We start from the raw sequence: 25,012 nt of genomic DNA, 5'->3' as shown, positions 1-25,012 counted from the left end.
GGATCACGGCTCCTTCGTTACCAGGAGTTCGTGGGCGCCGGCGGACGGGGCGTCCATGGACTCGACCACCCCCAGAGTACGCTCCCTGGTCGCGGCGTCGGCTTCCGGCCCGGCACAGGGCCCCTGCGGCGCGTCGGAGGCCACCGAACACCAGCGGTAGGGATCCCGGACAATAACCGAAGGAGCCCAGGCCAGGTCCGTGGCTGACCACCTGCCCGACGTGTCCTGGCCGAACTGTACCCTGACCAGCAGGCCCTCATTGTTGACCACATACCACGGGGAAAGTTCCGTGATGGCGTTGCCCAGCCCGTATACGATCCAGGTGCCCTTGTAGTTTTCAATGGGCTGCACGGCGTGCGCGTGGTGTCCGTAGACCAGGTTGAACTGGCCGCTGTCCGCCAGGGCACGCGCCACCTCCTGCTGCTGGACGTTGGGTTCACTGGCGTATTCGTCCCCCGCATGCATGGCCGCCAGCACGATGTCCGCCCCCTGCGCCCGCGCTTTCTCCGCCTTGGCGATCATGGTGGGGGCATCGAGCATGTCCACCTGCCAGGGATGGTCCGGAACCAGCCCGTTAAGCCCATAGGTTCCCTGGACAACAGCGATCTTTGCCGCCGCCGTCTGCATAATGAGGATCTTTTGGGACTCGGTCTCGGTCCGGTAGGAGCCTGTGTGTTTGAGGCCGGCGGCGTCCAGGGTATCCAGGGTTCGCAGCAGTCCGTCCGTCCCGCGGTCGATGGTGTGGTTGCTGCCCGTTGTGCAGGCCTGGTAGCCGACCTCTTTTGAGGCGGTAATGATCTGCGGCGGAACGTTGAAGGAGGGATAGGCCGAGAACGGGCCGTCCGGACCGGATACGGGAGTTTCCAGGTGGCAGATGGCGAGGTCGCTGTTGTTGATGTACCTGCGCTGGCCTTCCAGGAGCGGCACGAAGTCCATTCCCGGCTTGCCTGCGGCCGCCGCGTCGTGCTGTCCCTGCTGCGCGTGCACCAGCATGTCTCCGGTGACCAGCACCGAAGTGCAGCGGAGCACGGGGCAGGCAGGCCCTTTGCCGGGGGTCGGGGTGGGTGTCGGTGTGGACGGCGGAGCAGGGGTTGTGGCCGTCACGGGACCAGAACTGCCGGAACCGCCCGCTGCCGGACCCGCCCCGGCGGAAGCGGAGTTTCCCGCCCGGGCCGTGGACCCGTCCTGCTCCGCCAACAGGCCGCAGCCTGCCAAGGCCCCTGCCAGGAGCACCGAAACGGCCAAGGCCGAAACGGAAGCATGGGCGCGGATATGCACCGGCCCCCTGCCGGATATGGTCCCCATAGCTGCCATTGTAGGGACGGCGGCGTGGCGTGGCGCACATTGAGAAGCGTGGCCTGCTGTGAAAGGTTTTAGTTCATGACCAACCCCCTTCTGGCGCCCAGTCCCCTGCCGTACGGACTTCCTCCCTTCGCCGGGATCGAACCCGCCCACTACGAGGAAGCCATCGAAGCGGGCCTCGCCGAACACCTGGCCGAGATCCAGGGAATCGTGGACACCCCGGCACCGGCCACCTTCGACAACACGGCACTGGCGATGGAGCGCTCCGGCCGCCTGCTGGACCGGGCCGCCGCGTCCTTCTTCACACTGGTGTCAGCGGACGCGTCGGACCGGATCCGGGACCTCGAAACGAAACTTTCCCCGCTCTTCTCAGCCCACCAGGACGAGATCTTCCTGAACCGTGGACTTTTCGAGCGCTTTGCCGCCATCGATACGGCCCAATGTGATGCCGAGTCCACCCGGCTGGTGGAGGAATACCTCAGGGAATTCCGGCAGTCCGGCATCCAGCTTGACGGCCCGGGCCAGGAGAGGCTCCGCGCCATCAACGCCGAACTCTCACAGCTGGGCACGGAGTTCGGACAGCGGGTCAAGGACGGAATGAAGTCGGCCGCCATCCTGCTTGACCATGCCGGGGATCTGGCCGGCCTGCCGGCGGATGACATTGCCAGCGCTGCCGAGGCCGCCCGCGCGGCCGGCCATGACGGGAAGTTCCTGCTGACGCTGATCCAGCCCAGCAACCAGCCCGCCCTGGCCGCCCTCGAAAACCGCGACGTCCGCCGTCGGCTCTTCGAAGCCTCCGTAGCCCGGGGCAGCAGCGGCGGCAGCCTCGACGTGCTGGACCTGGCAACATCAATGGCGCGGCTCCGCGCCGAGAAGGCATCGCTGCTCGGCTTTGCCAACTACGCCGAGCTGGTGGTGGACCGCCAAACTGCTCCGGACTTCGAATCGGTCCAGGCCATGCTTAGCCGCATGGCCCCGGCAGCGGTGCGGAACGCGGACGCCGAAGCGGCGGCGCTGGCCGAGGCTGCGGGCCATCCGCTGGAGGCCTGGGACTGGGCCTTCTACTCCGCCAGGGTCCGCCGCGGGAAGTATGCGGTGGACGAACAGGCACTGCGTCCCTATTTCGAACTTGACCGGGTCCTGGCCGACGGGGTTTTCTTCGCCGCCACATCCCTGTACGGCATCACGTTCCACGAGCGGGACGACCTCTCCGGCTACCACCCTGATGTACGCATTTGGGAGGTCCGGGACGAGGACGGTGAGGGACTGGGCCTGTTCCTGGGCGACTACTACACCCGCGAGTCAAAGCGTGGCGGGGCATGGATGAATTCCCTGGTTGAACAGTCGGCGCTGCTGGGAACCAAGCCTGTTGTCATCAACAACCTGAACATCTCCAAGCCGCCGGCCGGCGAGCCAACCCTGCTGACCCTGGACGAGCTGCGGACCACGTTCCACGAATTCGGCCACGCCCTGCACGGGCTCTTCTCCAACGTTACGTACCCGCGGTTTTCCGGCACGTCAGTTCCCCGCGACTTCGTTGAGTACCCGTCCCAGGTCAATGAAATGTGGATCATGTGGCCCGAAGTCCTGGAAAATTATGCGCGCCACCACGCCACCGGTGAGCCGCTGCCGGCCACCGTCGTGGAAAAGCTCAACGAGTCCCGGCTGTGGGGCGAGGGTTTTGCCACCACCGAGTACCTGGGCGCGGCCTTGCTGGACCTTGCCTGGCATGTCCTCGGGGCCGGCGATGTTCCGGAAGACGCCCTGGCTTTCGAAGACAAGGCCCTCGCTGCCGCGGGAATCGCCCACGCCCTGATTCCGCCGCGCTACCGCACCGGCTACTTCCAGCACGTCTTCGCAGGCGCAGGGTACGCAGCAGGCTACTACTCCTACATCTGGAGCGAGGTCCTGGACGCGGAAACGGTGGACTGGTTCACCGAAAACGGCGGCCTGACACGCGCGAACGGCCAGCGCTTCCGCCAGGAGCTGCTGTCACGGGGTAACAGCCGGGACCCCCTGGAATCCTTCCGCAGCCTCCGCGGCCGCGACGCCCGCCTGGAACCGCTGCTGAAGCGCCGCGGCCTGGAGTAAGGGTTTCCAAGTAGGTAGCGCTAAGTGTCGTTTTGAACCTCCAAAACGACACTTAGCGCTACCTACTTGGGATAAACGAACGACGGCGGCGGGTCACCTTCCCGGGTGACCCGCCGCCGTCGTACTGCTTTTGAAGCTGTTACCAGCCGCGTTCGGCGAGGCGGTGGGGCTGGGGGATCTCGTCGACGTTGATGCCCACCATGGCTTCGCCGAGGCCGCGGGAGGCCTTGGCGATGACGTCGGGGTCATCGAAGAAGGTGGTGGCCTTGACGACGGCGGCGGCGCGCTGGGCCGGGTTGCCGGACTTGAAGATGCCCGAGCCGACGAACACGCCGTCAGCGCCGAGCTGCATCATCATGGCCGCGTCAGCGGGGGTGGCGATGCCGCCGGCGGTGAACAGCACCACCGGAAGCTTGCCGGCGGCGGCAACTTCCTTGACCAGTTCGTACGGTGCCTGCAGTTCCTTCGCCGCGACGTACAGCTCGTCCTCGGGCAGGGCCGCAAGCTTGGCGATCTCGGAACGGATCTGGCGCATGTGGCCGGTGGCGTTCGAGACGTCGCCGGTGCCGGCCTCGCCCTTGGAACGGATCATGGCCGCACCCTCGTTGATGCGGCGCAGGGCCTCACCGAGGTTGGTGGCACCGCAAACGAAGGGAACCTTGAAGTTCCACTTGTCGATGTGGTTGACATAGTCGGCCGGGGTCAGGACCTCGGACTCGTCGATGTAGTCCACGCCCAGGGACTGCAGGACCTGGGCCTCCACGAAGTGGCCGATCCGGGCCTTGGCCATGACCGGGATGGACACGGCATCGATGATCTTCTCGATCATGTCCGGATCCGACATGCGGGACACGCCGCCCTGGGCCCGGATATCGGCCGGAACGCGTTCCAGCGCCATCACAGCAACGGCACCGGCGTCCTCGGCGATGCGGGCTTGTTCGACGTTGACGACGTCCATGATGACGCCGCCCTTGAGCATCTCAGCCATACCGCGCTTCACGCGGTTGCTGCCCGTGACGCTGTTCGCGGACGAACCGGCTTCGCTGCTTACATCAGGTGTAGACACAAAAACCCCTATGGGTAGATAGATGACCTTCGCCGGGGTGCAGGGCGGCACGGAGATGCCGATGTACACGCACCGGGTTGCCGGATCCATTGACCGGGCAGTCCTAATACTAGTCTCACCGCGGCCAGCAGGCTTAATTCGTGTTAATCAGCAGGCGACGGCTCGGCGAGGGACTGGCGGCGGACGGAAAGCACGCGCTGGACCACTGTGATGAAGCTGGCCACGGCCAGCAGCAGGAGCGTCACCAGGAGCACCAGTTCCGGAAGTCCAAGGCCCGTGAAGCCGGTAACCACCAGCACGGAGACGAGGCGCTCGGCCCGCTCCGCGATCCCGGTGTTGGCCGTGAACCCCAGCGACTCGGCCTTTGCCCTGGCATAGGAAACCACCATGCCAAGGACCAGGCAGACCATGGCTGCCACGGCGATGGGAACGTTCGCCCCGCCGGTGAAGAACCACACGGCCAGGCCGGCGAACAGGGCGCCGTCGGCGATCCGGTCAAGCGTGGAGTCAAGGAAGTTGCCCCACCGGCTGCCCACCTTCCGCATCCTGGCCATGATGCCGTCCAGGACATCGGAGAAGATGAACGCGGTGATGAACAGGGTTCCCCACCAAAGCTGGCCGAGCGGATAGAAGGCCAGGGCACCCACCACGACGCCGGCCGTGCCGACGACCGTTACCGCATCCGGCGAAACACCGATCTTGAGGAGCCAGCGGGCAAGCGGGGTGAACAGTGCGGTGAAGAAACCGCGGGCATGCCTATTCAGCATCCGTCTCCCCGGGCCAGGCGTCGGCCACCTGCTGGCGGACCTCGTCGAGGGTCTGCGTAATGGCCTTGGTCTGGGCGATGATCGGGAAGAAATTCCCGTCACCGCCCCAGCGGGGAACGATGTGCTGGTGGAGGTGCGCCGCGATTCCGGCACCGCCCACGACGCCCTGGTTCATGCCCAGGTTGAAGCCCCCCGGGTTGGCCACTTTCCGCAGGACCTTCATGGCGGTCTGGGTGAGTTCCGCGAACTCGGCGGTCTCGTCGAGAGTCAGGTCTGTGTAGTCGGGAATGTGACGGTACGGGCACACCAGGAGATGGCCGGGGTTGTAGGGAAAGAGGTTCAGCACCACGTAGCAGGTCTTTCCACGGTGGACGATAAGGGCTTCCTCGTCAGTCCGTCCGGGGCCAACGCAGAAGGGGCAGTCGTTCTCATTCTTGAACTGGTGCTGCCCGCCTTTGATGTAGGCCATGCGGTGCGGAGTCCACAGGCGCTGGAAGGCGTCCGGGACACCGGCGAGGTCAAAGTCGTCGGTAACGCCGGCATCGCCTGGATACCCTGCGCCTGTGTTCTCCTGCACCGTGCTGTTCCGTTTCCGCTAGCTGGTCCGGTTACGGACGGCTTCCGTGATCCGCTTGACTGCCTCTGCCACGGGCACGCCGTTGTCCTGGCTTCCGTCCCGGAAGCGGAACGACACTGCGCCTGCCTCGGCGTCATCCCCGCCGGCGATCAGCACGAACGGGATCTTGTCCTTGCTGGCGGTGCGGATCTTCTTCGGGAACCGGTCCGAGGAGGTGTCCACCTCGGCACGGATGCCTGCGGCCTTAAGCTGGTCGACGACGTCGAACATGTACTCGTTGAACGTTTCCGCCACCGGGATGCCCACCACCTGCACCGGGGCAAGCCAGGCGGGGAAGGCGCCGGCGTAATGCTCGGTGAGCACTCCCATGAACCGCTCAATCGATCCGAACAGTGCGCGGTGGATCATGACGGGCCGCTGGCGGGTGCCGTCTGCCGCCTGGAACTCCAGTTCGAACCGTTCCGGCAGGTTGAAGTCCAGCTGGATGGTGGACATCTGCCAGGTCCGGCCCAGGGCGTCCTTCGCCTGCACGGAAATCTTGGGGCCGTAGAACGCGGCCCCGCCCGGATCAGCGACAAGTTCCAGGCCCGATTCCTCGGCCACTTCGGCCAGGGTCCGGGTAGCTTCGTCCCAGGCGGCGTCGTCACCGACGAACTTCTCGGGATCCTTGGTGGAGAGCTCCAGGTAGAAGTCGTTCAGGCCGTAGTCCTTGAGCAGGTCCAGCACGAACGTCAGGGTCTTGGTGAGCTCATCCTTCATCTGCTCGCGGGTGCAGTAGATGTGGGCGTCGTCCTGTGTCATGCCGCGGACCCGGGTCAGGCCGTGCACCACGCCGGACTTCTCGTACCGGTACACCGACCCGAATTCGAACAGCCGCAGGGGCAGCTCACGGTAGGAGCGTCCGCGGGCCCGGAAGACCAGGTTGTGCATGGGGCAGTTCATCGGCTTGAGGTAGTAATCCTGGCCGGGCTTGCGGACTGTGCCGTCTTCATTGAGTTCGGCGTCCACGTGCATGGCCGGGAACATGCCGTCCTTGTACCAGTCCAGGTGGCCCGAGACCTCGTACAGGTGGCCCTTGGTGATGTGCGGCGTGTACACGAACTCATAGCCGGCCTCAACATGGCGCTGCCGGGAGTAGTCCTCCATCTCCTTGCGGATGATGCCGCCCTTGGGGTGGAAGACGGGAAGGCCCGAGCCGAGTTCGTCCGGGAAGGAGAACAGGTCCAGCTCAGAGCCAAGCTTGCGGTGGTCGCGGCGTTCGGCCTCGGCGATGCGCTCCTGGTAGGCCTTGAGGGCATCCTTGGTAGGCCACGCAGTGCCGTAGATCCGCTGCAGCTGCTGGTTCTTCTGGTTACCCAGCCAGTAGGCGGAGGACGAACGGGTGAGGGCGAAGGCATTGGAGATCAGCTTTGTGTTGGGCAGGTGCGGCCCACGGCAAAGGTCGCACCAGACGGTGGTCCCGTCCTTGCGCTCCACGTTGTCGTAGATGGTGATGTCGCCGGCACCGACCTCGACGTTGACGCCTTCGCCGGCCTCTGCGGCTTCGTTCTTCTTGCCCAGGAGTTCAAGCTTGTAAGGCTCGTCCTTCATGGCTTCGCGGGCCTCGTCCTCATTGACCACACGGCGGACGAACTTCTGGTTCTGGTTGATGATCTTCTGCATCATCTTTTCGAGGGTCTTGAGGTCCTCGGGAGTGAACGGTTCGGCAACATCGAAGTCGAAGTAGAAGCCGTCGGTGATGTACGGGCCGATGCCCAGTTTGGCGTCCGGGCGCAGCTGCTGGACGGCCTGCGCCATGACGTGGGCGGTGGAGTGGCGGAGGACGTTCAGCCCGTCCGGGGAATCGATGGTGACGCCCTCGACGTCGGCGCCTTCAGGCAGTTCCTGGTCCAGGTCCTTAAGCTCGCCGTTGACGCGGGCAACAACAACATCACGGCGCTCAAAGAAGAGTTCCGCACCGGTTGTCCCGGTAGTCACCTTGGTCTCTTCGCCATCGACGAGAAGGGTGATCTGCTGGGCATCTGACACGGGTGTCTCCTATTCAAAGTTAAGGCTTCATAGCTTGTGGCATACGGGGACCACAGCCAGCCATCGTCAATGCTATCGGTTCAGCTCAGGCCCGACCAACGCGGCGCACCCGAGGATCAGCCGCCGAATCCCGTGATGGCGAGGGTCCGGGTGATTCCGTCCAGGGGGTGCCGGGCCTCCGGTTCCTGCGCCTGGGACTCCTGGAACGGCAAGGTTTCGGCGCGGCTCAGGTCCCAGGCCATGCTCGCGCTCAGGCTGATTCCCCGCGGGCCGGTCCGCCTGGTGGTGCCACGGATCAGGAGCAGCCGGGTTCCAAAGAGGAGCATTCCTGCCTTTTCCTGGGCTTCATGGAAGAAGACCGAATCGATGCAGCCGGTGCCGTCGTCGATGCTGATGAAAACTACCCGCCGGCCGCCCCGCATGGGCGGCGTCTGGGTTGCCACGCGAACCCCGGCCACCAATACTTCCGTCCCGTTCCGCAGGCCGAGGAGCTTGTCCGCCGTGGTGACTCCCAGCCTGTTGAGCATCGGCCGGTGGCTGTCCATCAGGTGGCTGCTGACATCAACAGCCATCAGGTCGAGTTCGGCCCGCACAGTTTCCACCAGGGTAGGCGCCGGCAGCCCGGGCTTGACGTTGCGCAGTTCAACATCCCCCAAAGGCAGGGAGAGCTGACCCTCGATAACCTCCACGCCTTTCCGTCCGCTGCCGGCACCTTGGAGTTTTTGCAGGTGTTGGACAAGGTCCGCACGGTTTGCGTTGCCGCCTGCCTCCCGGTGAAGGGAATCAAAAGCGCCCAGCTGGGCCAGCCGCTTGATGCTGGGCTTGCTGACCCTGGACCGTGTCCTCAGGTCTGCGAGTGAGTCAAAGGGCTGGCCGGCAACGATCCGCTTAAGTTCTGTTGCGGACAATCCGTAAATGCCGTTCAGGCTTAGCCTGATTCCCAGCTTTCCTGCATCCGGGCCTTGCTCTACCCGTTCCACCCGGTATTCTGCCTTGCTGCGGTTGATGTCCAACGGGAGGATCGGGATGCCCAGGCGCCGTGCTTCCGCTACCAGCAGCCTTTTGGGGTACATCCCGGGATCGTGCTCCCACAGCCCGGCAAGGAATGCTTCGGGGTGGTGCGCCTTCAGCCAGGCCGACTGGTAGGTGGGGACTGCAAAGGCAGCACCATGCGCTTTGCAGAATCCGAAGCTTCCGAAGGCTTTCAAGGTTCCCCAGACGTTGTCCACCACAACGGGCGCGTAGCCCCTTTCCCGGGCCGCTTTGCGGAAGAACTCCTCCACGCCCAACTCAAGGACCTCGTTGCCCAGGGCACGGCGGAACTCGTCCGCACGTGCCAGTCCGCAGCCTGTCATGACGTCGAAGGTCTTCAGGATCTGTTCGTGGAAAACGGTGACGCCGTGGGTCTCCGCGAGCACCGGTTTCAGGTCCGGATGGGGGTACACCTCGGGGGCGAATCCGTGCCTGTGCTCAAGGAAGGGCCGGACCATGTCCGATTTCATGGGGCCGGGGCGGAACAGTGAAATATCGATGATGAGGTCGTTGAATTCCCGGGGGGCCATCTTGCCAATGAGCTCACGCTGCCCGGGCGATTCAATCTGGAAGCAGCCCAGGGTGTGGGTGCTCCTGATCAGTTCAAAGGTGGCTTCATCGTCCAGCGGGACGGCATTGAGGTCGATGCGCCCGTTGTCGGCAATGTAGTCGGGACCGGTCCCGTCCGGACCAGGTGAATGCCTTCCGGCTGCCACCACTTCTTCCTTGGAGGGGTGGATGCGGATGACTTCCCGCACGGCAAAAGCCATGGCGCTCTGCATCCGGACCCCAAGGACATCAAGCTTGAGCATTCCCATGGGATCCATGTCGTGCTTATCGAACTGGCTCATGGGGAGGCCAAGTCCGCTGGGCTGCACAGGAGTGCGGTCCAGCAGGGTTGCGTCGCCAAGGATCACGCCGCAGGGATGCATGGAAATATGCCGGGGCAGCCTGTCAAGGCGTTCCGTCAGGTCCACCAGCAGATCAAGCTGCTGGTTTCCATCCAGGTCCCGCTGTTCCACCCGGCCGGCGAACTCCCGGAGCTCAGGTTTTTCCTGCAGCGCTTCACGGAAATTGCGGGCAGAAAAGCGCCACAACTGCTTGGCAATCTCCCCCACTTCGTCGCCGTCCATGCCCAGCGCCATGCCGGCGTCCCGCACTGCGCCCCTGGCCCGGTAGCCATTCTGCATGCTCATCAGGGTGACCCGCTCAGCACCAAAGCGCTCAAAAATCCGGTGGTAGACGTTGTGCCGCTCCGCGCTTTCAACGTCTATGTCAATATCCGGAAGGGTTGCCCGGTCCTGCGACAGGAAGCGTTCGAAAATGAGGTCATGCTGCAGGGGGTTCACCTGGCTGACGTCGATCAGGTAATTGACCAGGCTTGAGGCGCCGGATCCACGGGCTGCTGCCCGCACTCCCATTTCCTGGATCATGCGGGAGACCTCGGCAACTGTCAGGAAATAGGAGGAGAAGCCGAGGTTGCGGATGATGCCCAGTTCGTGATCGAGCCGGGAGCGCATCCTTTGTCCGGCAGTGCCGGTAATTCCCGGGAAGCGCCTGGTGATTCCAGCCTGGCACCGCTGGACCAGTTCAAGGTGCGGATCCTGGCTGATCCCGATGACTGAAGCTTCCGGCACCACGGGCTGCTTCCACCCCATGTCCGTGACCGGATCAATCCTGCAGAGGTCCGCCAGCGCCTCGGTCTGCGCCATCAGCTGCTTGAGGTCCGCTGCACCATAGCCTGCCGCAGAAATGATCTCCTTGCCCAGGCGGAGCATCTCCGCGGAGGATTTAAGCCAGCCTTGGCCTGTTGGCTGCAGCAGGGGCTCTTCCGCGAGTTGCGGCAGGGATTTCAGGGTGCGGGCTGAGTCGAGCACATCCGCGGTGGGCGCTCCGTCTGCAGCGCAGTACCTTACGGCGTTTGTCAGGATTGCAGGAACATGATGCTCTTCTGCCAGCTTGAGCATGCGGACAGCATGGGCGGTACTCAAGGGCTTTCCGGGTGCGCTGAGCTGGGAAACTATCTCGGCAACCAAAGTGCCTGCGGGCATGGCGTCCAACCATTGCTTGAAGAGGGTGCGCGGACGAAGGTAGCGCCGCCCGCCCATGGCGCGGCCGACGTCGGAATCAGGCCCGACCAGGACAGTCAGCACCGGTTTCAGGGTTTGGGGATCGAGGGTTCGGGAGGCAAGTTCGGCCCTGGTCACGGCGGCTGGAACTGTTCCCCCGGATTTCCCGGAGGTGCGGGCATGGGCATCTGATATCAGCCTGCAGAGCGCGCGGTAGCCCGCCCCGTTGTTGTTGCCCCGGGCCAGCACTACCACCCTGCCGGCAAGCTGGGTGCGGTGATCGCCGTCGTCGTCAAATACCGCAAGGTCAACACCCACAATGGGATCGATGCCCGCTCCCATGCATGCCTTGAGGTGTTTGATGGTTCCGTACATGCCGTCACGGTCAGTGCAGGCAAGGGCTGTTGCACCGTCAGCGGCGGCGGCCTGCGCCAGTTCCTCTGGCCAGGAGACGCCGTAGTGCGCACTGAAGGCAGTGGAGACGTGAAGATGGGTGAAACTCATGCTGTCCTGGGCCGGAGTGCGTCATGGATGCGCAGCAGCCGCCAGCGGCCGCTTTGGATATGCCTGGTGAGGTCAAGCGTCAGGGTTTCTTCCGGCTCCTGGACTCCACGGACAGGGTGGTCAGGCCGCACCTGGACCCGCCAGATTTCGTGGTCCACCAGTCCGCGGCCGCTGCCAAGCGGAGCGCGGCTTTCTTCCGCCCACCATTGCCGGCGTTCGTACCAGCGCACCGGTTCAGCACAAACAGCATAGGAACGTCCTGCCCACAGCAGGCGCTGCGGCTCGCCGTCGGCGGTGCACTCGACGTCCACGGATTGGCTGAACATGCCCATGGCGCCTCCCGGATCTCATCTGGCTTATTCGAATACTTGTTCGAATAGGCCCAGTCTACCCCTGCCCTGAACGTGCGCAAAGAAGGTTCAGGGGAAGGACTGAGGAGAATGGCGCGCAAGGGTGGACGGACCGATCGACAGGGAGCAGGATGGTGCCATGAGCACCCAAGACGCACTTCTTAAGCAGGCAAGCATCTCAACCCAGGACTCCACCGTGGTGGCCACGTTCAATATAGACGGCACCATCCCGGCGTCCGGTGCTTACGTGGTAGGTCTGGTAGGGGCTACTCCGGACTATTCAACACAACGGCGGCTATGCATTGAGTTCATGAACGGGGAGGCGATTGCCTTTTATTCATTCAACCGTGAACAGGGAGTCGAAGAAGACTACGACCTGTCCGGTGTGACCCACTCCGACAGCACCATTACGGGCAGCTTTCCCCTGGCGGCCTTGAACGGCCTTGGCAAGGGGCATGTCATGTCAGCCTTCAGCGAGGCCGAGGGCAGGGAATTCCAGCACGGCGTCCCCGTGGAGGAACACCTCTAAACAAGGGCTTGCGGGCAGTTCAGCTGTTCCCTTTGTGGACCCGCATTTCCAGTTCGATGAAGCCGGAGATCATTGCCCGGTACGTGGACTCCACAATGTCCGGGTCGATGTCTTTTTTCTCGGCTGCCGAGCGGACATGCTCAATGATCCGTTCCACGCGCCCGGGCGCACGGACCTCGGCGTCATCACCCTTGAGGGTTCCGGCAATCCGGATCAGCCGTTCCCGGCGGGCGATGAGGGTGACAATCTGCTCATCCACCTCGTCGACAGCAATGCGGACCGCAGCGAGCTGTTCCTTGTCGGCCAAAGCATCTCGATCATTTCCTTGAATTGTCGCCATCGTCTGACAGTATCGAAGCATGCAGCCCAGAGTCGACTTCATCTCACTAGGTGTCCGCAGCGTTTCCGCCTCCCGCGCGTTCTATGTGGACGGCCTTGGCTGGCCGGTCCACCGTGAACTTGAGGGTGATGTTGTGTTCATCCAGGTGAACCACGGTTTGGTGCTGTCCCTGTGGGACGTGCGCCAGATGCAGGCTGACGCCGGCGTCAGTCCGCCCGGTCCGGTTCCCTGCATCACGCTTAGCCACAACCTTCCGTCCACTGAGGACGTGGACCGGGTCATGGAAGAAGCGGCCGCGGCGGGGGCTGCCATCATCGCGGAGCCCATCACCCAGCCGTGGGGCGGGTACAGCGGATACTTCGCCGATCCGGACGGCTTCCGGTGGGAGGTTGCCTACAACCCCGCCTGGAGAGTGGACGACGACGGCGCGGTCACCGTATAGCGCTTGCCGCGGGTCCGCGACGGACTGCTAGAAGAGGGCCTCCACGGGCCGGATGAGTTCCGGCCCGTTGTTCCGGACGTTGCCGACTTCTTTTCCCACAGAGTCCACGCGCCAGTCCGCCGCCACGTCCTTGACCCCCGCCCGCACCAGGTCCACCAGGCCGGCGGCGTCGTCCGCGGCTGGGTCGAGCCATGCCCGCATCGTGGCTTTGTCCATCGGCAGCGGCACGCGGTCATGCAAGGCCGTCAGTTTTCCAAACACCGTTGACTCGCTGCCCGGCGGCGGGGTGTCAGTGGTCAGGATGGCCGTGGAGAGCATCCAGCCGCCCGGCTCCCCCGCCGGCCACGCGGGATCCTTCCACCACTCATAGAGCCCTGCGAAGACCAGGCCCTTACCCCCGTCCGGATGGACATAGTACGGCTGCTTCGACTTTCCCGGCCCCTGCTTCCATTCGTAGTATCCATCTGCCGGGACCGCACAGCGGCGCGACCTGGCGGCCTTGCGGAACGCCGGCTTCTCAAGCACGGACTCACTGCGTGCGTTGATCATCCGCGAGCCGATGCCCGGGTCCTTGGCCCAGGACGGGACCAGCCCCCACCGGGCAACATGGAGCTGGCGCACCTGCCTGGCAGCCGGCCCGTCATCCACCAGGCGTTCAAGGACGATGGGAACGTCGTCCGTCGGGGCGACATTCCACGACGGAGGAATGTTCACCTCGTCCTCCAGCTCGGCGTCGAACTCGGCCAGGAGGTCCCCCACGGCACGGGCCATGACATAGCGTCCACACATGGCTCCAGCATGCCACCGGCGCCAGATGGTGTCATCCGAAGGACATATGAACGGCCTGCGGCCTCTGTTGGCCGGGAATAGGCACCGCCGCGTTACCGTTGTCAGGAACGAAACCGTCAACGACACAGAGGAGAGCTCCGTGGACTTCACTCCCGACTCCGGCACCATCACCATGTTTTCCACTACCTGGTGCGGCTACTGCAATCGGCTGAAGAAGCAGCTGGATGCCCAGGGCATCGGCTACACCGAGATCAACATCGAGGAAGTGGAAGGCACTGCCGAACTCGTGGAGCAGCTTAACGGGGGCAACCGCACGGTACCCACCGTCCTCTTCCCGGACGGCACCGCGGCCACGAATCCGTCCGCAGCCGAGGTCAAGACCCGCCTCGCAGCCTAGGCGCTAACGCCATCGCGCGGGTCATGCCCCCAGGCTGCTGAAGGAAGCGGCCTTCAGGACGGCATGGCCCGCGTAGGCGGCAAGCAAGGCATTTTCCACCGCGGCAACGTCCACGCCAGGGACCAGGTCTTCGACCGCACCTGCCGTGGCGGGGTTCCAGTCCAGCCCCAGGGCGGCATAGCTGTCGGTCAGCACTTTGCGGATGGGCGCAGAGTTTTCCACCACAATGACGGAACTGAAGAGCCAGCCGCCGGCCACTACGCGTTGCGCCGTGCCAACCAGCTTCACCTGGTGGCCGCCGTCAGCCGGGTCGGTTCCGTGCACGCTGAACTCGCCGGGGCAGTATTCGCCCGGAATCTCGCCCACGGCCGCCTGAACGCCGACGCTGCGCAGTACCTCGGCAAACAGCTCCCCAAAGTAACCGAACCTGGTTTTGGAGCCTGCGATGGCGTCGGCGTCCGGTTGAAGGTGGTCCACCACCAGGGTCCCCTCGTGGTAGGCGGCCGCCCGCCCCCCTGCCCGGCGGACCAGGGGCTCGAAGCCGTTGGCCCTGCACGCCCGGGCAGCCGCCTCAAAGCCCGGCAACCGGGTGTCACGCTGGCCGAAGGCAACGGTGGGCGCAGGCCGGTAAAGCCGGAGCGTGGGGCCAATGTCCCCCTTCTTCACCCGTGCCAGGAGTTCCAGGCCGAGCTCCAGGTCACGGCCCGCGCCCAGCGACTTTTCCTGCCGCACAACGGTTAGCGTGCGGGGCCCCGGGCCGTCGTCGTACATGTTGCTATGCTCCCCTATGGTCATATTGCAGTTCCTGGTGGTCGCCGCCGCCTTCGCGGCGATTGACGCCGTCTGGCTCAAGCTGATGAATCCCTTTTACCGCAGCCACATCGGCGAGCTGCTGGCGGATAAACCACACCTAGGTTACGCCGTCGCCTTCTATGTCATTTACATCGCCGGGATTGTGTTTTTCGCCCTCCGGCCTGCCCTCGACGGCGGCAGCTGGCTCACTGCCCTGGGTTACGGCGCGGCATTGGGCGCCTTCGCCTACGCCACCTACGACCTCACCAATGCCGCCACCCTGAAGGTGTGGCCGCTGCAGCTGATCGTGGTGGACATGCTGTGGGGCGCCGTACTCACGGGGCTGTCCACGGTTGCCGGCTGGCTTGTATTCCAGGGACGCGCCTGACGCTGAGGCGGTCACGGACCGCGGCGGCCCGCCCACAGCCCGTGCAGCAGCGGGACCACGGACCCGGCCATGAGGACGCTGCCCAGGACAAGGTCGTCTGCCCGCACCACGGCGCCGGCAATGAGCAGGGCCGCAAAAACAAGGGCCGACGCCGACCGCCGGGCCCTGCGGTCCAGCCGGGCGAGCTGCCGCTCAATGCGGGGATTAGCCACCGCAAGCGACCCCTCCTCGAGGCGGCCGGCCAGTGCTTCCAGGCGTTTGGGCAGGCGCAGGGCGATCGCCGCGGCGTCGAGGGCCTGCTGGACCACGTCCTGTACGAGGTTGCCGCGCTCGTCCCGCAACAGCCGGGCCGCATACGGTTCCACCGAGTCCCACAGGTTGAAGCGTTCATCAAGCGAGCTGCAGACACCGGACGTCAGTGACATCGCCCGGATGATCAGCAGGAAGTTCTCCGGGAACTGGAACGGCAAAGAGCGGATAACGTCACCGAATTCCACGCCGAAATCGCGGAACTCCTTGGGATCCACTTCACGAAGCTCGGCAAACCCCATCCCGCCGAAGCGGGCGAAGAGGTGCGTCATGGCCCTTTCCAGCTCCATGATGTCCGCCGACGGCGCCAGCACGCCGACGTCGTTGATCGCCGCCACCAGCCCCTTGCCGTCACGCGCGGCGGCCGCAATCAGCAGCTTCCTCAGCCCGCTGCGCGTGGAGTCGGTGACCTCGCCCATCATGCCGAAGTCGATGAACGTCAGTTTCCACGGATGTCCCCCCGAGCCGGCAGAAACAGGAGTGACGAAGATGTTGCCCGGGTGCGGATCCGCGTGGAAGAAGCCGGTGGTGAACAACTGGTCGAACATAACGGACGCGAACACCGGGGCCACTTCGGCCGGATCGATGCCGGCGGCGCGAAGGGCTCCGGCCTCCGTGATCTTGATGGCCGTGACATCTTCAAGGGTAAGGACGCGCCGGGTGGTCCGCTCCCACGCGACGCGCGGCACGCCGACCCTGTCATCAGCTGCAAACGCGGCCTCGAAGCGCTCGGCGTTTGCCGCCTCGTGCAGGTAGTCGATCTCCTCGAAACTCGTCTGCGCGAACTCCTCGACCAGCGCCGGGACGTCCGCACGGCTGGAAACCAGGCGGATGCGGCTGAGCCACCCTCCCACCTTGCGCAGGGCCGCCAGGTCGACGTCGACAATCCCGTCAATGCCCGGACGCTGCACCTTCAGGACCACGTTGCTGAGCCCGGTGTCGGCGGCGTCGGCGGGCAGGAGGCGGGCACGGTGCGCCTGGCCCAGCGAGGCGGCCGCGACCGGCACCTCCTCGACGAAGGCGAACACCTGCTCAAGCCGGGCGCCCAGTTCCTTCTCCGCAAGGGCGCGGATCGCGGGAAACGGAACCGGAGGGACTTCGTCCTGCAGCCCCTCAAGCTCCCTGGTGATCTCGGGCGGAAGGACGTCGAGCCTGGAGGACAGGAACTGCCCCACCTTGATCATCAGGCCGCCCAGTTCCACTGCCATCAGGTGGAAGTTCCGGGCGAAGCCCTGCATTCTCTTCGAACGTGTCCGCCCGGCGATGCGGGCAAGCCCGATCCGCGGGAGGAAGAGCTCAAACCACCACGTCACAGCCAGGTTCCACGCGGCAAAGCGAAGGATGCGGCGGTAGCGGGCGCGGGTGCCTCCGGCGCCGGGTACCGGGGCGGGGCGGTCCCGGCGGACGAACGCCACCCGCGTCAGTCCTGGGCGAGGATCGAATAGATCCGGCGCCGCGCCTCATCGAGCACTGCCACGGCCTGCCGCACCTGCTCCGGTGAACCCGTGCGGCCAACCTGGGCTGCAGCCTGTGCCAATTCCACACCGGCCTTGGGCAGGGCCGTAAACCCGCCGGCCTGGGAACCCGCTGATTCCCAGGGGGCCGCCGCGGCATGGTCGTTGGCCACTTCCTCACGGCCGGCCTCTGTCAGCGAATAGATCTTGCGGCTGTTGGACTCTTCCGCGCGGATGGTCCCCTCGTCCGCGAGCAGCTGCAGCGTGGGGTAGACCGAGCCGGCGCTTGGCTTCCAGCTGCCGTTGCTGCGCTCCTCGATTTCGCGGATGATCTGGTAGCCGTGCATGGGCCGCTCCGCCAGGAGGGCCAGCACGGCGGCGCGGACCTCGCCTTTGCCGGCGCGGGTTCCTGCGCGCTTTTCGAACCGGGAACGCAGTTCCTCGACGGCCTGCCACATGCCATCGATGTTGGTCCCGCCGAATCCGCCGGATTGATATGAACCACGCATGATGTTCTCCCTTGTGAATCCTGAACGATATACAACGATACTCAACGACACAGGCTCGGAGCTAGGGGCAGGGGAGATTTCATGAGCGCGCGGCTTCGGCCTCTGCGGCCGAAATCCGCGCGCAATGTCAGGTTCTGCGGATGGTGAGAATCTGCTCGGCACGCCCGAACGGACCCTGGAGGTCGTGCAGCACGGTGGATGTCAGGCCAATCCCGTCTCCGCCGAACGACACAGCATTGTCCAGGCCCAGCCATTCCCCCTCGGGGCGGCGGTACATGTGGATCTGGAGGTCCAGGTTGGGGAAGGCATAACTGTCCTTGCCCGGGGGGACCCGGGCCGCAATACCGTTGGCGGTGTCCACGAGCCCCATGAGCCGGGCAAGGTCGCCGCTGTCGCCACGGTCCGTCAGGGGGTGGTCTGTCCTGAGCCAGACCTTTCCGGCGCCCGGCCGGTGCCCTTCCGCCACCCTCATTTCAAGGGAGCGGATGTAGCCGCCCGGCCAGACGGACGCGCCGTCGTATGGCTTGCAGTCCTCCGGTCCGGGAATCGGGTTGTCTTCGATGGCCGCCACTTCGGTGGTATCGCTGGTGACCAGCCGCCAGGCGGTGGCGCGAATGGCAGTCCGCCCGCCGGCCACCAGTTCCGCCTGGAGGAGTTCGATGGTCTTCCCCGGCCGGAGGGTGGTGGTTTCGATATGGAAGGCGCCGCCCGGGATGAGCCCCAGGATCTCGTAGCTGATCCGCGCCATCCGCATGTCCGCCCGCGGCTCATGCCGTTCCAGGCTGTCCGCCATCAGGCCTGACGCGGGCGCCATGTGCTGCTCGTGCACGTTCCAGGCACCCTGGGCATGGATGGTGGAACGGAATCGTCCCCCGCCCAGGTTCAGGTAGTAGAAGCTTCCTGCGGCCAGTTCAGGCAAGTCTGCGGTCAAAGCGCGCCCCTCCGGTGATACTCAGTGAATTGGCCTTAACTCTATCCGCCGTCCCCCGGACGGGCGGCAGAGGCGGTCTGCCGAGGGAGACTTGGCCGGACGCGGCGAAATGTTGGAGCCGGACAGGATTGATCCGACTAGACTCGGAAACTGGTCCTGTCAGCAACCCTCGGAAGAGGTGTTCCATGCGTGTCATCAGCTACAACCTCCGCAAACACAAGGCGAGCGGTGAACTCCTCGCCCTGGCGCGGAACCATGACATTGATGCGCTCTGCCTCCAGGAGGTGGATTCCAGTGACCTCCCCGAGACGCTGGGGCCGCTGCACCTGGCGGATGCCACCAAGGGCAACCGGCTGGGGCTGGCCATCTATTACCGGATGAGCCGCTTCACTGCCCTGGACACCCAGTCCTTCGCGCTCAAGAAGTCAATGCACGACCGGGTCCTGGCCCCGGCCCATGAGCGGCTGATCGGCACCCGGGTGATGGACAACGAGACGCAGCATGAGCTGGTCATCGGCTCCTTCCACGCCGCGCCCCTCACGGCTTCGAACTCGCTGCGGCGGAAGCAGATCCACGCCGCCCATGCCGAGCTGCTCAGCATGGGCAAAGGCCTGATGACCCTGATGGTGGGCGACTTCAACTATCCGTTCTTCACGAAGAACCTGGACCTGCACATGAAGAACTCCGGCTATGCCCTGTCGCTCAGCAACAGGCGCACCTACACCCGGTACAAGGTATTCAAGGGCCACTTCGATTTTGCAACGTCACTGGGCCTCGACATCGAAAGCGTCGAAACGCTTCCACGCGGGAACTCGGACCACCTCCCGATCCTGGTCACCGCCGAATACGGTCCGGACTACTAGGCCCCAAGCCGTTCACGCAGGCCGGGCCACGATGCCCCGAAGCCCGGGTGCAGTTCGAGGCAGTCCACATCGGCCACCGGCACCCACCGCAGTTCGAGGCTTTCGGGATCACTGATCACCGGATCAAAGGGCTCCCTGACCAGCACCACCACCGTGGTGTAGGACCAATAACCCACGTCAAAGAAGGACGTGAAGAGAAGGTCGACATTGCCGGCGGGTACGGCAGCTTCCTCGAAGGCTTCCCGGAGCGCGCCTGTGACGGGCTCCTCGCCATGATGGAGCGCCCCTCCGGGCAGGCCCCACGTCCCCCCGTTGTGGCTCCAGACAGCCCGGTGCTGCAGCAGCACGCCTTTGTCCGGATCGTACGCCAGCACTCCGGCTGCACCGAACCGCCCCCAGTAGCGGCCGCGGTCCCCTTCGACCCAGGCGTCGCCCGGGTCCCGGGGACCGGTGCGGACGGGCGGGGCTGAGGACGCAGTGGAAACCGAAAAGTGATCCATCGTTCCAGTCTGACAGGTGCCGTGGACGGGGTGCACCTGCCGTGCCGGATGTCAGTCAGGCCTGGTTCGCGTGGCCGCGTTCGACGGCGAAATCACCGCCGGGGTACATGATGGTTTCGTGTCCGTCATCAAAGCGGACGAGGTAGGGCGGCGTCCCGCCCTGGCCCCGCACCTCCAGGATCACCCCGTGCCGGTCTGTGGCCCCAACGGTCCTTCCATGGACGATGATGCGGTCGCCTTGCGTTGCCTCCATGGCAATCACCTCCCAGCCCAAGAGTACGACTGCCTACCCGGCGGGGAAAGGGCGAAGGAGAAAGTGCGGAGGGAAATGGAGTGCATGGCGGCGAGGTGGGGAAAGAGCCGTGCCATGGCAGGATTTTGACCATGCCGCTGCATCTTGTGCTGGTTGCCGATACCCATGTCCCGAAGCGCGCCCGGGCGCTCCCCGCACAGCTGTGGTCCGCCGTCGAAAGCGCCGACATGGTGTTGCACGCCGGGGACTGGGTTGACGCGTCCCTCTTGGCGGAGTTTGAACAGCGGAGCCGCTCGCTGCTGGGCGTCTACGGAAACAATGACGGGCCGCAGCTGCGCCGACGGTTGCCGGAAGTTGCCACGGCCACGCTCGAGGGAGTCAACTTTGCGATGGTCCACGAAACCGGCCAGGCAAAGGGACGTGAGGCCGCTGCGAAGCGCTGTACCCGGAGGCGGACGTCCTGGTCTTCGGGCATAGCCACATCCCGTGGGACACCACCACCCCGCGCGGCCTGCGCCTGCTGAACCCGGGTTCACCCACCGACCGCCGCCGGCAGCCGGCCTGCACTTACATGACCGCCGTCGTGGACGCCGGCCGGCTGGCCGACGTCCGCTTGGTGGAGGTTTCCCGCGGCTGACGGGAGGCGGGAAGGGACGGGGTCGACAGGGGCCGCGTACTGCTTGCGCCGGAACAGTAGACGTGCTTGGCTTTTCAGTCCTGGTCCTGCTCCGCGAGCAGGGCGTCGGTGGCCTCGTCCGGCTGGCCGTCAAAGAACTGGGCAAGGACGGTCTTGAACACTGTTTCGCCGGGCGCGGCGCGGAGGAACAGGGTCATGGACGAGTGCAGCTTCCTGGCATCGATGCCGCCCAGGATTTCCTCGGCAGTGCGCCCGGCGTGGTTGGTGAACGCCAGGGCGCACTCCAGGAGCCGCGGGCCCAGGACCTCGTGGTCCAGGTACGCCCGGGCTTCGGCCAGCGAAGTGATGGCGTATTTCCGCGAGGTAGGGCTTTGCCCAAGGCCGGCGAGCTGCGGAAAGATGAACCACATCCAGTGGCCGGCCTTGTTGCCGAGCTGAAGCTCAGCCAAGGCCTGCCCGAAGGTCCCGCCCTCGCCTGCGCCGCTGTCCTGGGCTGACACGAAGCGTTTCAGGTCATAGGGATCGTTCATAGCTGTCTCCTTTGTGGGGGGCCTCAGTGCCGGACTGCTGCCCAATGCAGGCCGCAGCCCTGCGCAGCCGCGCGTCCGGGTCCTGGCTCCACCTGGCAAGGACCACACCTGCGCGCTGCCGGTCGCGTCCTGCCAGTCCAGCCAATAGCGGCAACACTACGTCGGACAGCAGGGGGTCCACCAACTCGGGGCTTTCCGCGGAACGAAGGAAGCCCTCGATCCGGGTCAGGTCGGAGTGCAGCAGGAGGCCGGCCCTTGACTGCAGGAGCACCACGGCGGCCAGGCGGCGCTCAAAAACCGGCCTGCTGCCAGGTTTCGGCTGGCCCCACAGCCCGGACGCCAGCTGGAGCACGGCATCGTGGTCCAGCTCCTTGAACTTCCGCAGGGCGTCCCGGACCGTTCCCCGGACGGCGCCCACCGAAGAGCCGTAGGAGGACAGCACCCCGCCCAGCCGGGACTCGACGTCGTCCGCCCGGTACCAGGCGCCTTCATTCTGCAGGGTGCGGTCGATGAACGCCGCGGCGGCCGCCACACAGTCGGTCCCGCCGTTCATCGGCCACGTCCCGCGGCTGCGTGCCTGATGCAGAACGGTGTCCACGGCCTGGCCTCCAGCCTTCCCTCCGCGATAGGTTCTCCACAAACCGAACAGATGCCGTACGTGCCGGCAGCGATCCGGGCCAGGGCGGCCTCCACCTGGTCAAGGCCGGCGGTGCTTTGCTGCAGCAGGGCAGCTGCCTGGGACAGCTCGAAGGCAATGGTGGAACCCTCAGGATCGTGTTCGTCGTCGACGTTCGAATCCTGGCGCGCAGAGTTTGCCGAGGCAATGTCGGCGCGGAGCGCCGGGAGCAGTGCCACCTTCCGCTTCCGCTCCTCCTCGAGGAGGACGCGGAATCTTTCGAAATCAGGCATGGGAAAAGCCTAGCGCGGTGTCAGTACCAATTCCTGGCCACGGAGTGGTTCCACGCCGAGCAGGGGGAACCGTACCGTTCGCGGATATAGCCAAGGCCCCACTCGATCTGCGTCCGGTAGTTGGTCAGCCAATCGCTGCCGGCGCTGGAATACTTGCCCGGCGGCAGCGCCTGCGGGATGCCGTAGGCACCGGAGTACGGGTTGGTGGCCGTTGTCAGCCAGTTCGATTCCTTGGTCCAAAGCCGGGCAAGGCAGAGGAACTGGTCCGATCCCCAGCCATAGGCCCCCAGCCTGCCCGAGGCGTAGCTTTTGGCACCGGCAGGATCGTTGACCGCACCCGCAGGAGCAGAGGGAATTACGACGGCGGGCGGGCTGGGCGGCGCGGCAGGCGCCGGAGCGGGGACAGGCGGAGCAGGATCCGGCGGCGCAGGGTTGCCGGCCGGAGGATTTTCAGGTGCCGGATCGGCAGGAGCCGGACGCACGGGGGCGGGAGCAGCAGATGGCTGCGCCTTTGCCGCCGCGGCGGCTGCGGCAGCCCGTCGTCGTGCCTCTTCCCCGGCCGCGGCCCTTTTCGCCTCCTGCGCTGCTTCATAAGCGGCCAGAGCCGCCTGTCCACGCCGGAATTCACCCTCAACCGCCGCCGTCGTGCCCTTCAGGGACGCCAACTGCTCGGTCAGCTCCCGGCTGCGCTGCTGTTCTTCCGTAAGCTGGCGTGCCATGGCTTCCTGGGCCGATCGGGCCGCCGCAAGCTTTTCCGCCGCCTCGTCGGACAGCCGTTCACGCTCGGCCCGGGCGGCTTTCTCCTGATCGGCCAGCGAAGCCGTAACTTTCCCCGCGGCGGCTGCCTTGTCCACAAGGCCCGCCGTTTTGCCGCCCACCAGATGCACCACGTTGAGCCCGTGGACATTGTTGTTCCCGATCGCATCAAGGGCCACGAAGAACCCCATGTTCGTACCGCCCGTTTTGTAGGACTGGGCGGCCAGGGCTCCGATGCCCTTCCTGTGGCGGATGAGTTCGGCTTTGGCGGTCCCGGCCTGTTCCGCCAGCGACTCCACTCGGGCAGTGGATGCTGCCAACGCGGCATCAGCCGCTGCAGACTCAGCGGCTGACGCCACCGCCGCGTTGCCCAAGGCCTCCGACTGCGCCTGCAGCCCGTCCAACAGGCCTGCGATCATACCGATCTCTTTTTCCGTGCCGGCCTCGGTCAGCTTGGCCCGCTCCACGTCCTCCCACGAGGGGTAGCCACCAGGCGGAACGCCCTCGGCCGCGCCGGCCGGAGTCAGCCAGACGCTGCCGGCGAGGGCGGCGGCCAGCAGTGTCCCGGGCAGGCGGTGCCGGGCATTTAGAACGGAACGGGACATAGTTCGGAAGCTTACCGGCTTCAACCTTCACTTCAAGGATGAGGGGCCTGCATCGTTATACAGCAGAGACAAGCCATCGACTTTCCACGGTGAAAGCCTGAGCGTGCGCGCAGTGCCCGCGACCCAGAGTCGGTTCGTTTGCATAAACCGAGAGGAGAACCTCGCATGTTACCCAAACGTGACAATCGGCGCCGGGGCGGGTTATGGTCTTAAGGTGTCCCTCCCAGACGGGACATTCCCCTCAGCTTGCCGAGCCCTGCCGCTGAACCGGGAACCATCGCTATCCAGCTGGCAGGGACGGGGGAACCAAGTTTCCACGGCCTCTCAAGAGGCCTTGGGGTTAAGTCGCTGGCGCCTCCGTTCCTTTCGGAGTTGCTCCCGGCCGGGTATCTCCAGCCCGAACCCGACAGCTCACCCCGCAGGCATGGGAGAGGCGATCAACTGTGTCAAAAATTTCCACCACCGCCCGTCACCGCGCAACTCCGGCCCGCTCCATCGTCCTCGAAGGACTGGCTGTTTCGGCCAAGTCGCAGGCCAGGACCCTGGGCCGTCCGGCACTCGCCGTGGCAGCCGCATCCGGCATTGCTTTCGGCGTCGGCGCCCCGGCGCACGCCGGCGTGACCGGTCCGGACACCACCGAGACCACTAACGTCCAGGCCTCCGCCGCAGCAGTTGCAGCCCCCGCTGCGGCAGCCGGCACCGTCCACACGGTGGTAACCGGCGACACGCTGGGCGCCATCTCGTCCGCCTACGGCGTGGCCCTGGGCGATGTCCTGGCAGCCAACGGGCTTTCAATCTCCGCGGTTATCTACCCCGGCGACCAGATCCAGATCCCGGGTGCAGGCTACGCCCCGGCAGCTCCGGCCGCCGCACCCGCCCCGGCACCCGTCCAGACCGCCGCTGCCACGGCACCGGCGAACACGGGGATGAACTTGTCCTACGCCTCTGCCAGCACCGGCACGGGCACCGGAGCAGCAATTCTCGCCTCGGCTTACAGCCAGGTGGGCGTCGGCCAGGACTGCACCGCGATGGTGGAGAACGCCCTGCGTTCCGTTGGCCTGAGCGTCGGCGACCTGGCTCCCACCCAGTTCTTCCAGTACGGCACTGTTGTGGGTTCCCCCGCTCCCGGTGACCTCGTGATCACGGCCGGCCACGTGGGCGTTTACGCCGGCGACGGCCAGGTTGTCAGCGGCGGCGTGAACGGTTACAGCACCGAAGTCCACTCCATCAGCTGGCTGAGCGGCGCTTCCTTCGTCCGCGTAGCGTAACCAACGGCGACGGGGCAGTCCGCTC

Annotated in this window: 26 protein-coding genes, 1 pseudogene and 1 riboswitch; of the genes and pseudogenes, 8 read left to right on the top strand and 19 right to left on the bottom strand. The window is 65.4% G+C overall.

The window, feature by feature from the left end; translation table 11 throughout:
- Positions 1-3: 3 nt before the first annotated feature.
- Positions 4-1,305 (bottom strand): CapA family protein, encoded by a 1,302-nt coding sequence (locus U7114_RS08530; protein WP_323057097.1) that lies wholly within the window; start codon positions 1,303-1,305, stop codon positions 4-6.
- Positions 1,306-1,380: 75 nt separating this feature from the next.
- Between U7114_RS08530 and U7114_RS08525 the strand changes: the two genes are divergently transcribed.
- A complete protein-coding gene (locus tag U7114_RS08525; protein WP_323057096.1) occupies positions 1,381-3,393 on the top strand; it encodes a M3 family metallopeptidase in 2,013 nt (670 codons plus the stop codon).
- 139 nt (positions 3,394-3,532) lie between these two features.
- Here the strand turns inward: U7114_RS08525 and pdxS are convergent, their stop codons facing one another.
- The 6 genes from pdxS to U7114_RS08495 all read right to left on the bottom strand — a co-directional run bounded on the left by pdxS (position 3,533) and on the right by U7114_RS08495 (position 11,768).
- On the bottom strand, positions 3,533-4,459 hold the full coding sequence (pdxS, locus tag U7114_RS08520; protein WP_323057095.1) for a pyridoxal 5'-phosphate synthase lyase subunit PdxS: 927 nt from the start codon (positions 4,457-4,459) through the stop codon (positions 3,533-3,535).
- 143 nt (positions 4,460-4,602) lie between these two features.
- Entirely contained in the window at positions 4,603-5,226 is a 624-nt protein-coding gene (pgsA, locus tag U7114_RS08515) for a phosphatidylinositol phosphate synthase (RefSeq protein WP_323057094.1), read from the bottom strand.
- Positions 5,216-5,803 carry an HIT domain-containing protein gene (locus tag U7114_RS08510; protein ID WP_321213642.1) on the bottom strand — a complete coding sequence of 196 codons (588 nt, stop codon included), beginning with the start codon at positions 5,801-5,803 and terminating at the stop codon, positions 5,216-5,218. The genes pgsA and U7114_RS08510 overlap by 11 nt, the downstream gene beginning before the upstream one ends.
- Before the next feature lie 18 nt (positions 5,804-5,821).
- Positions 5,822-7,831 carry a threonine--tRNA ligase gene (gene thrS / locus U7114_RS08505; protein WP_321213643.1) on the bottom strand — a complete coding sequence of 670 codons (2,010 nt, stop codon included), beginning with the start codon at positions 7,829-7,831 and terminating at the stop codon, positions 5,822-5,824.
- 116 nt (positions 7,832-7,947) lie between these two features.
- A complete protein-coding gene (locus U7114_RS08500) occupies positions 7,948-11,436 on the bottom strand; it encodes a DNA polymerase III subunit alpha (RefSeq protein ID WP_323057093.1) in 3,489 nt (1,162 codons plus the stop codon).
- Positions 11,433-11,768 (bottom strand): DUF6504 family protein, encoded by a 336-nt coding sequence (locus U7114_RS08495; RefSeq protein WP_157242048.1) that lies wholly within the window; start codon positions 11,766-11,768, stop codon positions 11,433-11,435. The genes U7114_RS08500 and U7114_RS08495 overlap by 4 nt, the downstream gene beginning before the upstream one ends.
- Before the next feature lie 157 nt (positions 11,769-11,925).
- On the opposite strand from U7114_RS08495, the gene U7114_RS08490 reads away from it, so the two are divergent.
- Complete coding sequence (locus U7114_RS08490) at positions 11,926-12,315, top strand: hypothetical protein (protein WP_157242047.1); 390 nt, start codon at positions 11,926-11,928, stop codon at positions 12,313-12,315.
- A 19-nt stretch (positions 12,316-12,334) separates the two neighbouring features.
- Here the strand turns inward: U7114_RS08490 and U7114_RS08485 are convergent, their stop codons facing one another.
- Positions 12,335-12,655, bottom strand: a complete 321-nt coding sequence (locus U7114_RS08485) for a chorismate mutase (RefSeq protein WP_157242046.1) — start codon at positions 12,653-12,655, stop codon at positions 12,335-12,337.
- Between the two features lie 19 nt (positions 12,656-12,674).
- Here U7114_RS08485 and U7114_RS08480 point away from each other — a divergent pair, with 19 nt between their 5' ends.
- Positions 12,675-13,097 carry a VOC family protein gene (locus tag U7114_RS08480; RefSeq protein ID WP_157242045.1) on the top strand — a complete coding sequence of 141 codons (423 nt, stop codon included), beginning with the start codon at positions 12,675-12,677 and terminating at the stop codon, positions 13,095-13,097.
- A gap of 27 nt (positions 13,098-13,124) precedes the next feature.
- On the opposite strand, the gene U7114_RS08475 is transcribed toward U7114_RS08480, so the two are convergent.
- Positions 13,125-13,886 (bottom strand): SOS response-associated peptidase, encoded by a 762-nt coding sequence (locus tag U7114_RS08475; RefSeq protein WP_323057092.1) that lies wholly within the window; start codon positions 13,884-13,886, stop codon positions 13,125-13,127.
- Between the two features lie 139 nt (positions 13,887-14,025).
- On the opposite strand from U7114_RS08475, the gene U7114_RS08470 reads away from it, so the two are divergent.
- Positions 14,026-14,283: a mycoredoxin gene (locus U7114_RS08470; RefSeq protein WP_104998100.1), complete on the top strand. Its 258-nt coding sequence runs from the start codon at positions 14,026-14,028 to the stop codon at positions 14,281-14,283.
- 21 nt (positions 14,284-14,304) lie between these two features.
- On the opposite strand, the gene U7114_RS08465 is transcribed toward U7114_RS08470, so the two are convergent.
- On the bottom strand, positions 14,305-15,078 hold the full coding sequence (locus tag U7114_RS08465) for a biotin/lipoate A/B protein ligase family protein (protein ID WP_409339679.1): 774 nt from the start codon (positions 15,076-15,078) through the stop codon (positions 14,305-14,307).
- Between U7114_RS08465 and U7114_RS08460 the strand changes: the two genes are divergently transcribed.
- Positions 15,071-15,463, top strand: a complete 393-nt coding sequence (locus U7114_RS08460) for a DUF2177 family protein (protein ID WP_157242043.1) — start codon at positions 15,071-15,073, stop codon at positions 15,461-15,463. The two genes, U7114_RS08465 and U7114_RS08460, sit on opposite strands and share 8 nt — an antisense overlap.
- A gap of 11 nt (positions 15,464-15,474) precedes the next feature.
- Here U7114_RS08460 and U7114_RS08455 read toward each other — a convergent pair whose 3' ends face one another.
- The 3 genes from U7114_RS08455 to U7114_RS08445 all read right to left on the bottom strand — a co-directional run bounded on the left by U7114_RS08455 (position 15,475) and on the right by U7114_RS08445 (position 18,666).
- Positions 15,475-17,187: an ABC1 kinase family protein gene (locus U7114_RS08455; protein WP_323057091.1), complete on the bottom strand. Its 1,713-nt coding sequence runs from the start codon at positions 17,185-17,187 to the stop codon at positions 15,475-15,477.
- Positions 17,188-17,192: 5 nt separating this feature from the next.
- Positions 17,193-17,735: a PadR family transcriptional regulator gene (locus U7114_RS08450; RefSeq protein WP_157242041.1), complete on the bottom strand. Its 543-nt coding sequence runs from the start codon at positions 17,733-17,735 to the stop codon at positions 17,193-17,195.
- Positions 17,736-17,862: 127 nt separating this feature from the next.
- Entirely contained in the window at positions 17,863-18,666 is an 804-nt protein-coding gene (locus U7114_RS08445; protein WP_157242040.1) for a thioesterase family protein, read from the bottom strand.
- 185 nt (positions 18,667-18,851) lie between these two features.
- On the opposite strand from U7114_RS08445, the gene U7114_RS08440 reads away from it, so the two are divergent.
- A complete protein-coding gene (locus U7114_RS08440; RefSeq protein ID WP_157242039.1) occupies positions 18,852-19,529 on the top strand; it encodes an endonuclease/exonuclease/phosphatase family protein in 678 nt (225 codons plus the stop codon).
- Here the strand turns inward: U7114_RS08440 and U7114_RS08435 are convergent.
- Positions 19,526-20,029, bottom strand: a complete 504-nt coding sequence (locus tag U7114_RS08435) for an NUDIX domain-containing protein (protein WP_157242038.1) — start codon at positions 20,027-20,029, stop codon at positions 19,526-19,528. The genes U7114_RS08440 and U7114_RS08435 overlap by 4 nt on opposite strands.
- Positions 20,030-20,084: 55 nt before the next feature.
- The gene (locus tag U7114_RS08430) at positions 20,085-20,282 is read right to left on the bottom strand and encodes a DUF1918 domain-containing protein (protein ID WP_104999751.1); all 198 of its coding nucleotides are present in this window, start codon (positions 20,280-20,282) and stop codon (positions 20,085-20,087) included.
- A 131-nt stretch (positions 20,283-20,413) separates the two neighbouring features.
- On the opposite strand from U7114_RS08430, the pseudogene U7114_RS08425 reads away from it, so the two are divergent.
- Positions 20,414-20,919: pseudogene (locus tag U7114_RS08425) on the top strand (metallophosphoesterase family protein).
- Positions 20,920-20,993: 74 nt separating this feature from the next.
- Here U7114_RS08425 and U7114_RS08420 read toward each other — a convergent pair.
- From U7114_RS08420 to U7114_RS08405, 4 genes are read right to left on the bottom strand one after another with little or no spacing between them, the layout of a single operon-like run.
- Positions 20,994-21,449, bottom strand: coding sequence for a DUF1810 domain-containing protein (locus tag U7114_RS08420; protein WP_323057090.1), 456 nt, complete (start codon positions 21,447-21,449; stop codon positions 20,994-20,996).
- Entirely contained in the window at positions 21,433-22,002 is a 570-nt protein-coding gene (locus U7114_RS08415; protein WP_323057208.1) for a DNA alkylation repair protein, read from the bottom strand. The genes U7114_RS08420 and U7114_RS08415 overlap by 17 nt, the downstream gene beginning before the upstream one ends.
- A complete protein-coding gene (locus U7114_RS08410) occupies positions 21,999-22,358 on the bottom strand; it encodes a TraR/DksA family transcriptional regulator (RefSeq protein ID WP_323057089.1) in 360 nt (119 codons plus the stop codon). Before U7114_RS08410 ends, U7114_RS08415 begins: the two co-directional genes overlap by 4 nt.
- Positions 22,359-22,378: 20 nt before the next feature.
- Positions 22,379-23,719 (bottom strand): lytic transglycosylase domain-containing protein, encoded by a 1,341-nt coding sequence (locus U7114_RS08405; protein ID WP_323057088.1) that lies wholly within the window; start codon positions 23,717-23,719, stop codon positions 22,379-22,381.
- Between the two features lie 239 nt (positions 23,720-23,958).
- A riboswitch (cyclic di-AMP (ydaO/yuaA leader) is annotated at positions 23,959-24,159 on the top strand.
- Between the two features lie 3 nt (positions 24,160-24,162).
- Here U7114_RS08405 and U7114_RS08400 point away from each other — a divergent pair.
- Positions 24,163-24,987, top strand: coding sequence for a LysM peptidoglycan-binding domain-containing protein (locus tag U7114_RS08400; RefSeq protein WP_323057087.1), 825 nt, complete (start codon positions 24,163-24,165; stop codon positions 24,985-24,987).
- The last annotated feature ends 25 nt before the right edge of the window (positions 24,988-25,012 follow it).

Source organism: Pseudarthrobacter sp. C1 (assembly GCF_034720455.1).
In the GTDB taxonomy this organism is placed as follows: domain Bacteria; phylum Actinomycetota; class Actinomycetes; order Actinomycetales; family Micrococcaceae; genus Arthrobacter.
The sequence above is the reverse complement of the archived record's forward strand: the minus strand, read 5'-3'. Positions and strand labels throughout refer to the sequence as shown.

What these genes read in the sequence shown, in the direction of transcription:
- U7114_RS08530 (WP_323057097.1), bottom strand. Translation starts at nt 1,305, where the DNA reads ATGGGGACCATATCCGGCAGGGGGCCGGTGCATATCCGCGCCCATGCT.
- U7114_RS08525 (WP_323057096.1), top strand. Translation starts at nt 1,381, where the DNA reads ATGACCAACCCCCTTCTGGCGCCCAGTCCCCTGCCGTACGGACTTCCT.
- pgsA (WP_323057094.1), bottom strand. Translation starts at nt 5,226, where the DNA reads ATGCTGAATAGGCATGCCCGCGGTTTCTTCACCGCACTGTTCACCCCG.
- U7114_RS08500 (WP_323057093.1), bottom strand. Translation starts at nt 11,436, where the DNA reads ATGAGTTTCACCCATCTTCACGTCTCCACTGCCTTCAGTGCGCACTAC.
- U7114_RS08495 (WP_157242048.1), bottom strand. Translation starts at nt 11,768, where the DNA reads ATGGGCATGTTCAGCCAATCCGTGGACGTCGAGTGCACCGCCGACGGC.
- U7114_RS08490 (WP_157242047.1), top strand. Translation starts at nt 11,926, where the DNA reads ATGAGCACCCAAGACGCACTTCTTAAGCAGGCAAGCATCTCAACCCAG.
- U7114_RS08485 (WP_157242046.1), bottom strand. Translation starts at nt 12,655, where the DNA reads ATGGCGACAATTCAAGGAAATGATCGAGATGCTTTGGCCGACAAGGAA.
- U7114_RS08480 (WP_157242045.1), top strand. Translation starts at nt 12,675, where the DNA reads ATGCAGCCCAGAGTCGACTTCATCTCACTAGGTGTCCGCAGCGTTTCC.
- U7114_RS08475 (WP_323057092.1), bottom strand. Translation starts at nt 13,886, where the DNA reads ATGTGTGGACGCTATGTCATGGCCCGTGCCGTGGGGGACCTCCTGGCC.
- U7114_RS08460 (WP_157242043.1), top strand. Translation starts at nt 15,071, where the DNA reads ATGGTCATATTGCAGTTCCTGGTGGTCGCCGCCGCCTTCGCGGCGATT.
- U7114_RS08465 (WP_409339679.1), bottom strand. Translation starts at nt 15,078, where the DNA reads ATGACCATAGGGGAGCATAGCAACATGTACGACGACGGCCCGGGGCCC.
- U7114_RS08450 (WP_157242041.1), bottom strand. Translation starts at nt 17,735, where the DNA reads ATGCGTGGTTCATATCAATCCGGCGGATTCGGCGGGACCAACATCGAT.
- U7114_RS08440 (WP_157242039.1), top strand. Translation starts at nt 18,852, where the DNA reads ATGCGTGTCATCAGCTACAACCTCCGCAAACACAAGGCGAGCGGTGAA.
- U7114_RS08435 (WP_157242038.1), bottom strand. Translation starts at nt 20,029, where the DNA reads ATGGATCACTTTTCGGTTTCCACTGCGTCCTCAGCCCCGCCCGTCCGC.
- U7114_RS08430 (WP_104999751.1), bottom strand. Translation starts at nt 20,282, where the DNA reads ATGGAGGCAACGCAAGGCGACCGCATCATCGTCCATGGAAGGACCGTT.
- U7114_RS08420 (WP_323057090.1), bottom strand. Translation starts at nt 21,449, where the DNA reads ATGAACGATCCCTATGACCTGAAACGCTTCGTGTCAGCCCAGGACAGC.
- U7114_RS08415 (WP_323057208.1), bottom strand. Translation starts at nt 22,002, where the DNA reads ATGAACGGCGGGACCGACTGTGTGGCGGCCGCCGCGGCGTTCATCGAC.
- U7114_RS08410 (WP_323057089.1), bottom strand. Translation starts at nt 22,358, where the DNA reads ATGCCTGATTTCGAAAGATTCCGCGTCCTCCTCGAGGAGGAGCGGAAG.
- U7114_RS08405 (WP_323057088.1), bottom strand. Translation starts at nt 23,719, where the DNA reads ATGTCCCGTTCCGTTCTAAATGCCCGGCACCGCCTGCCCGGGACACTG.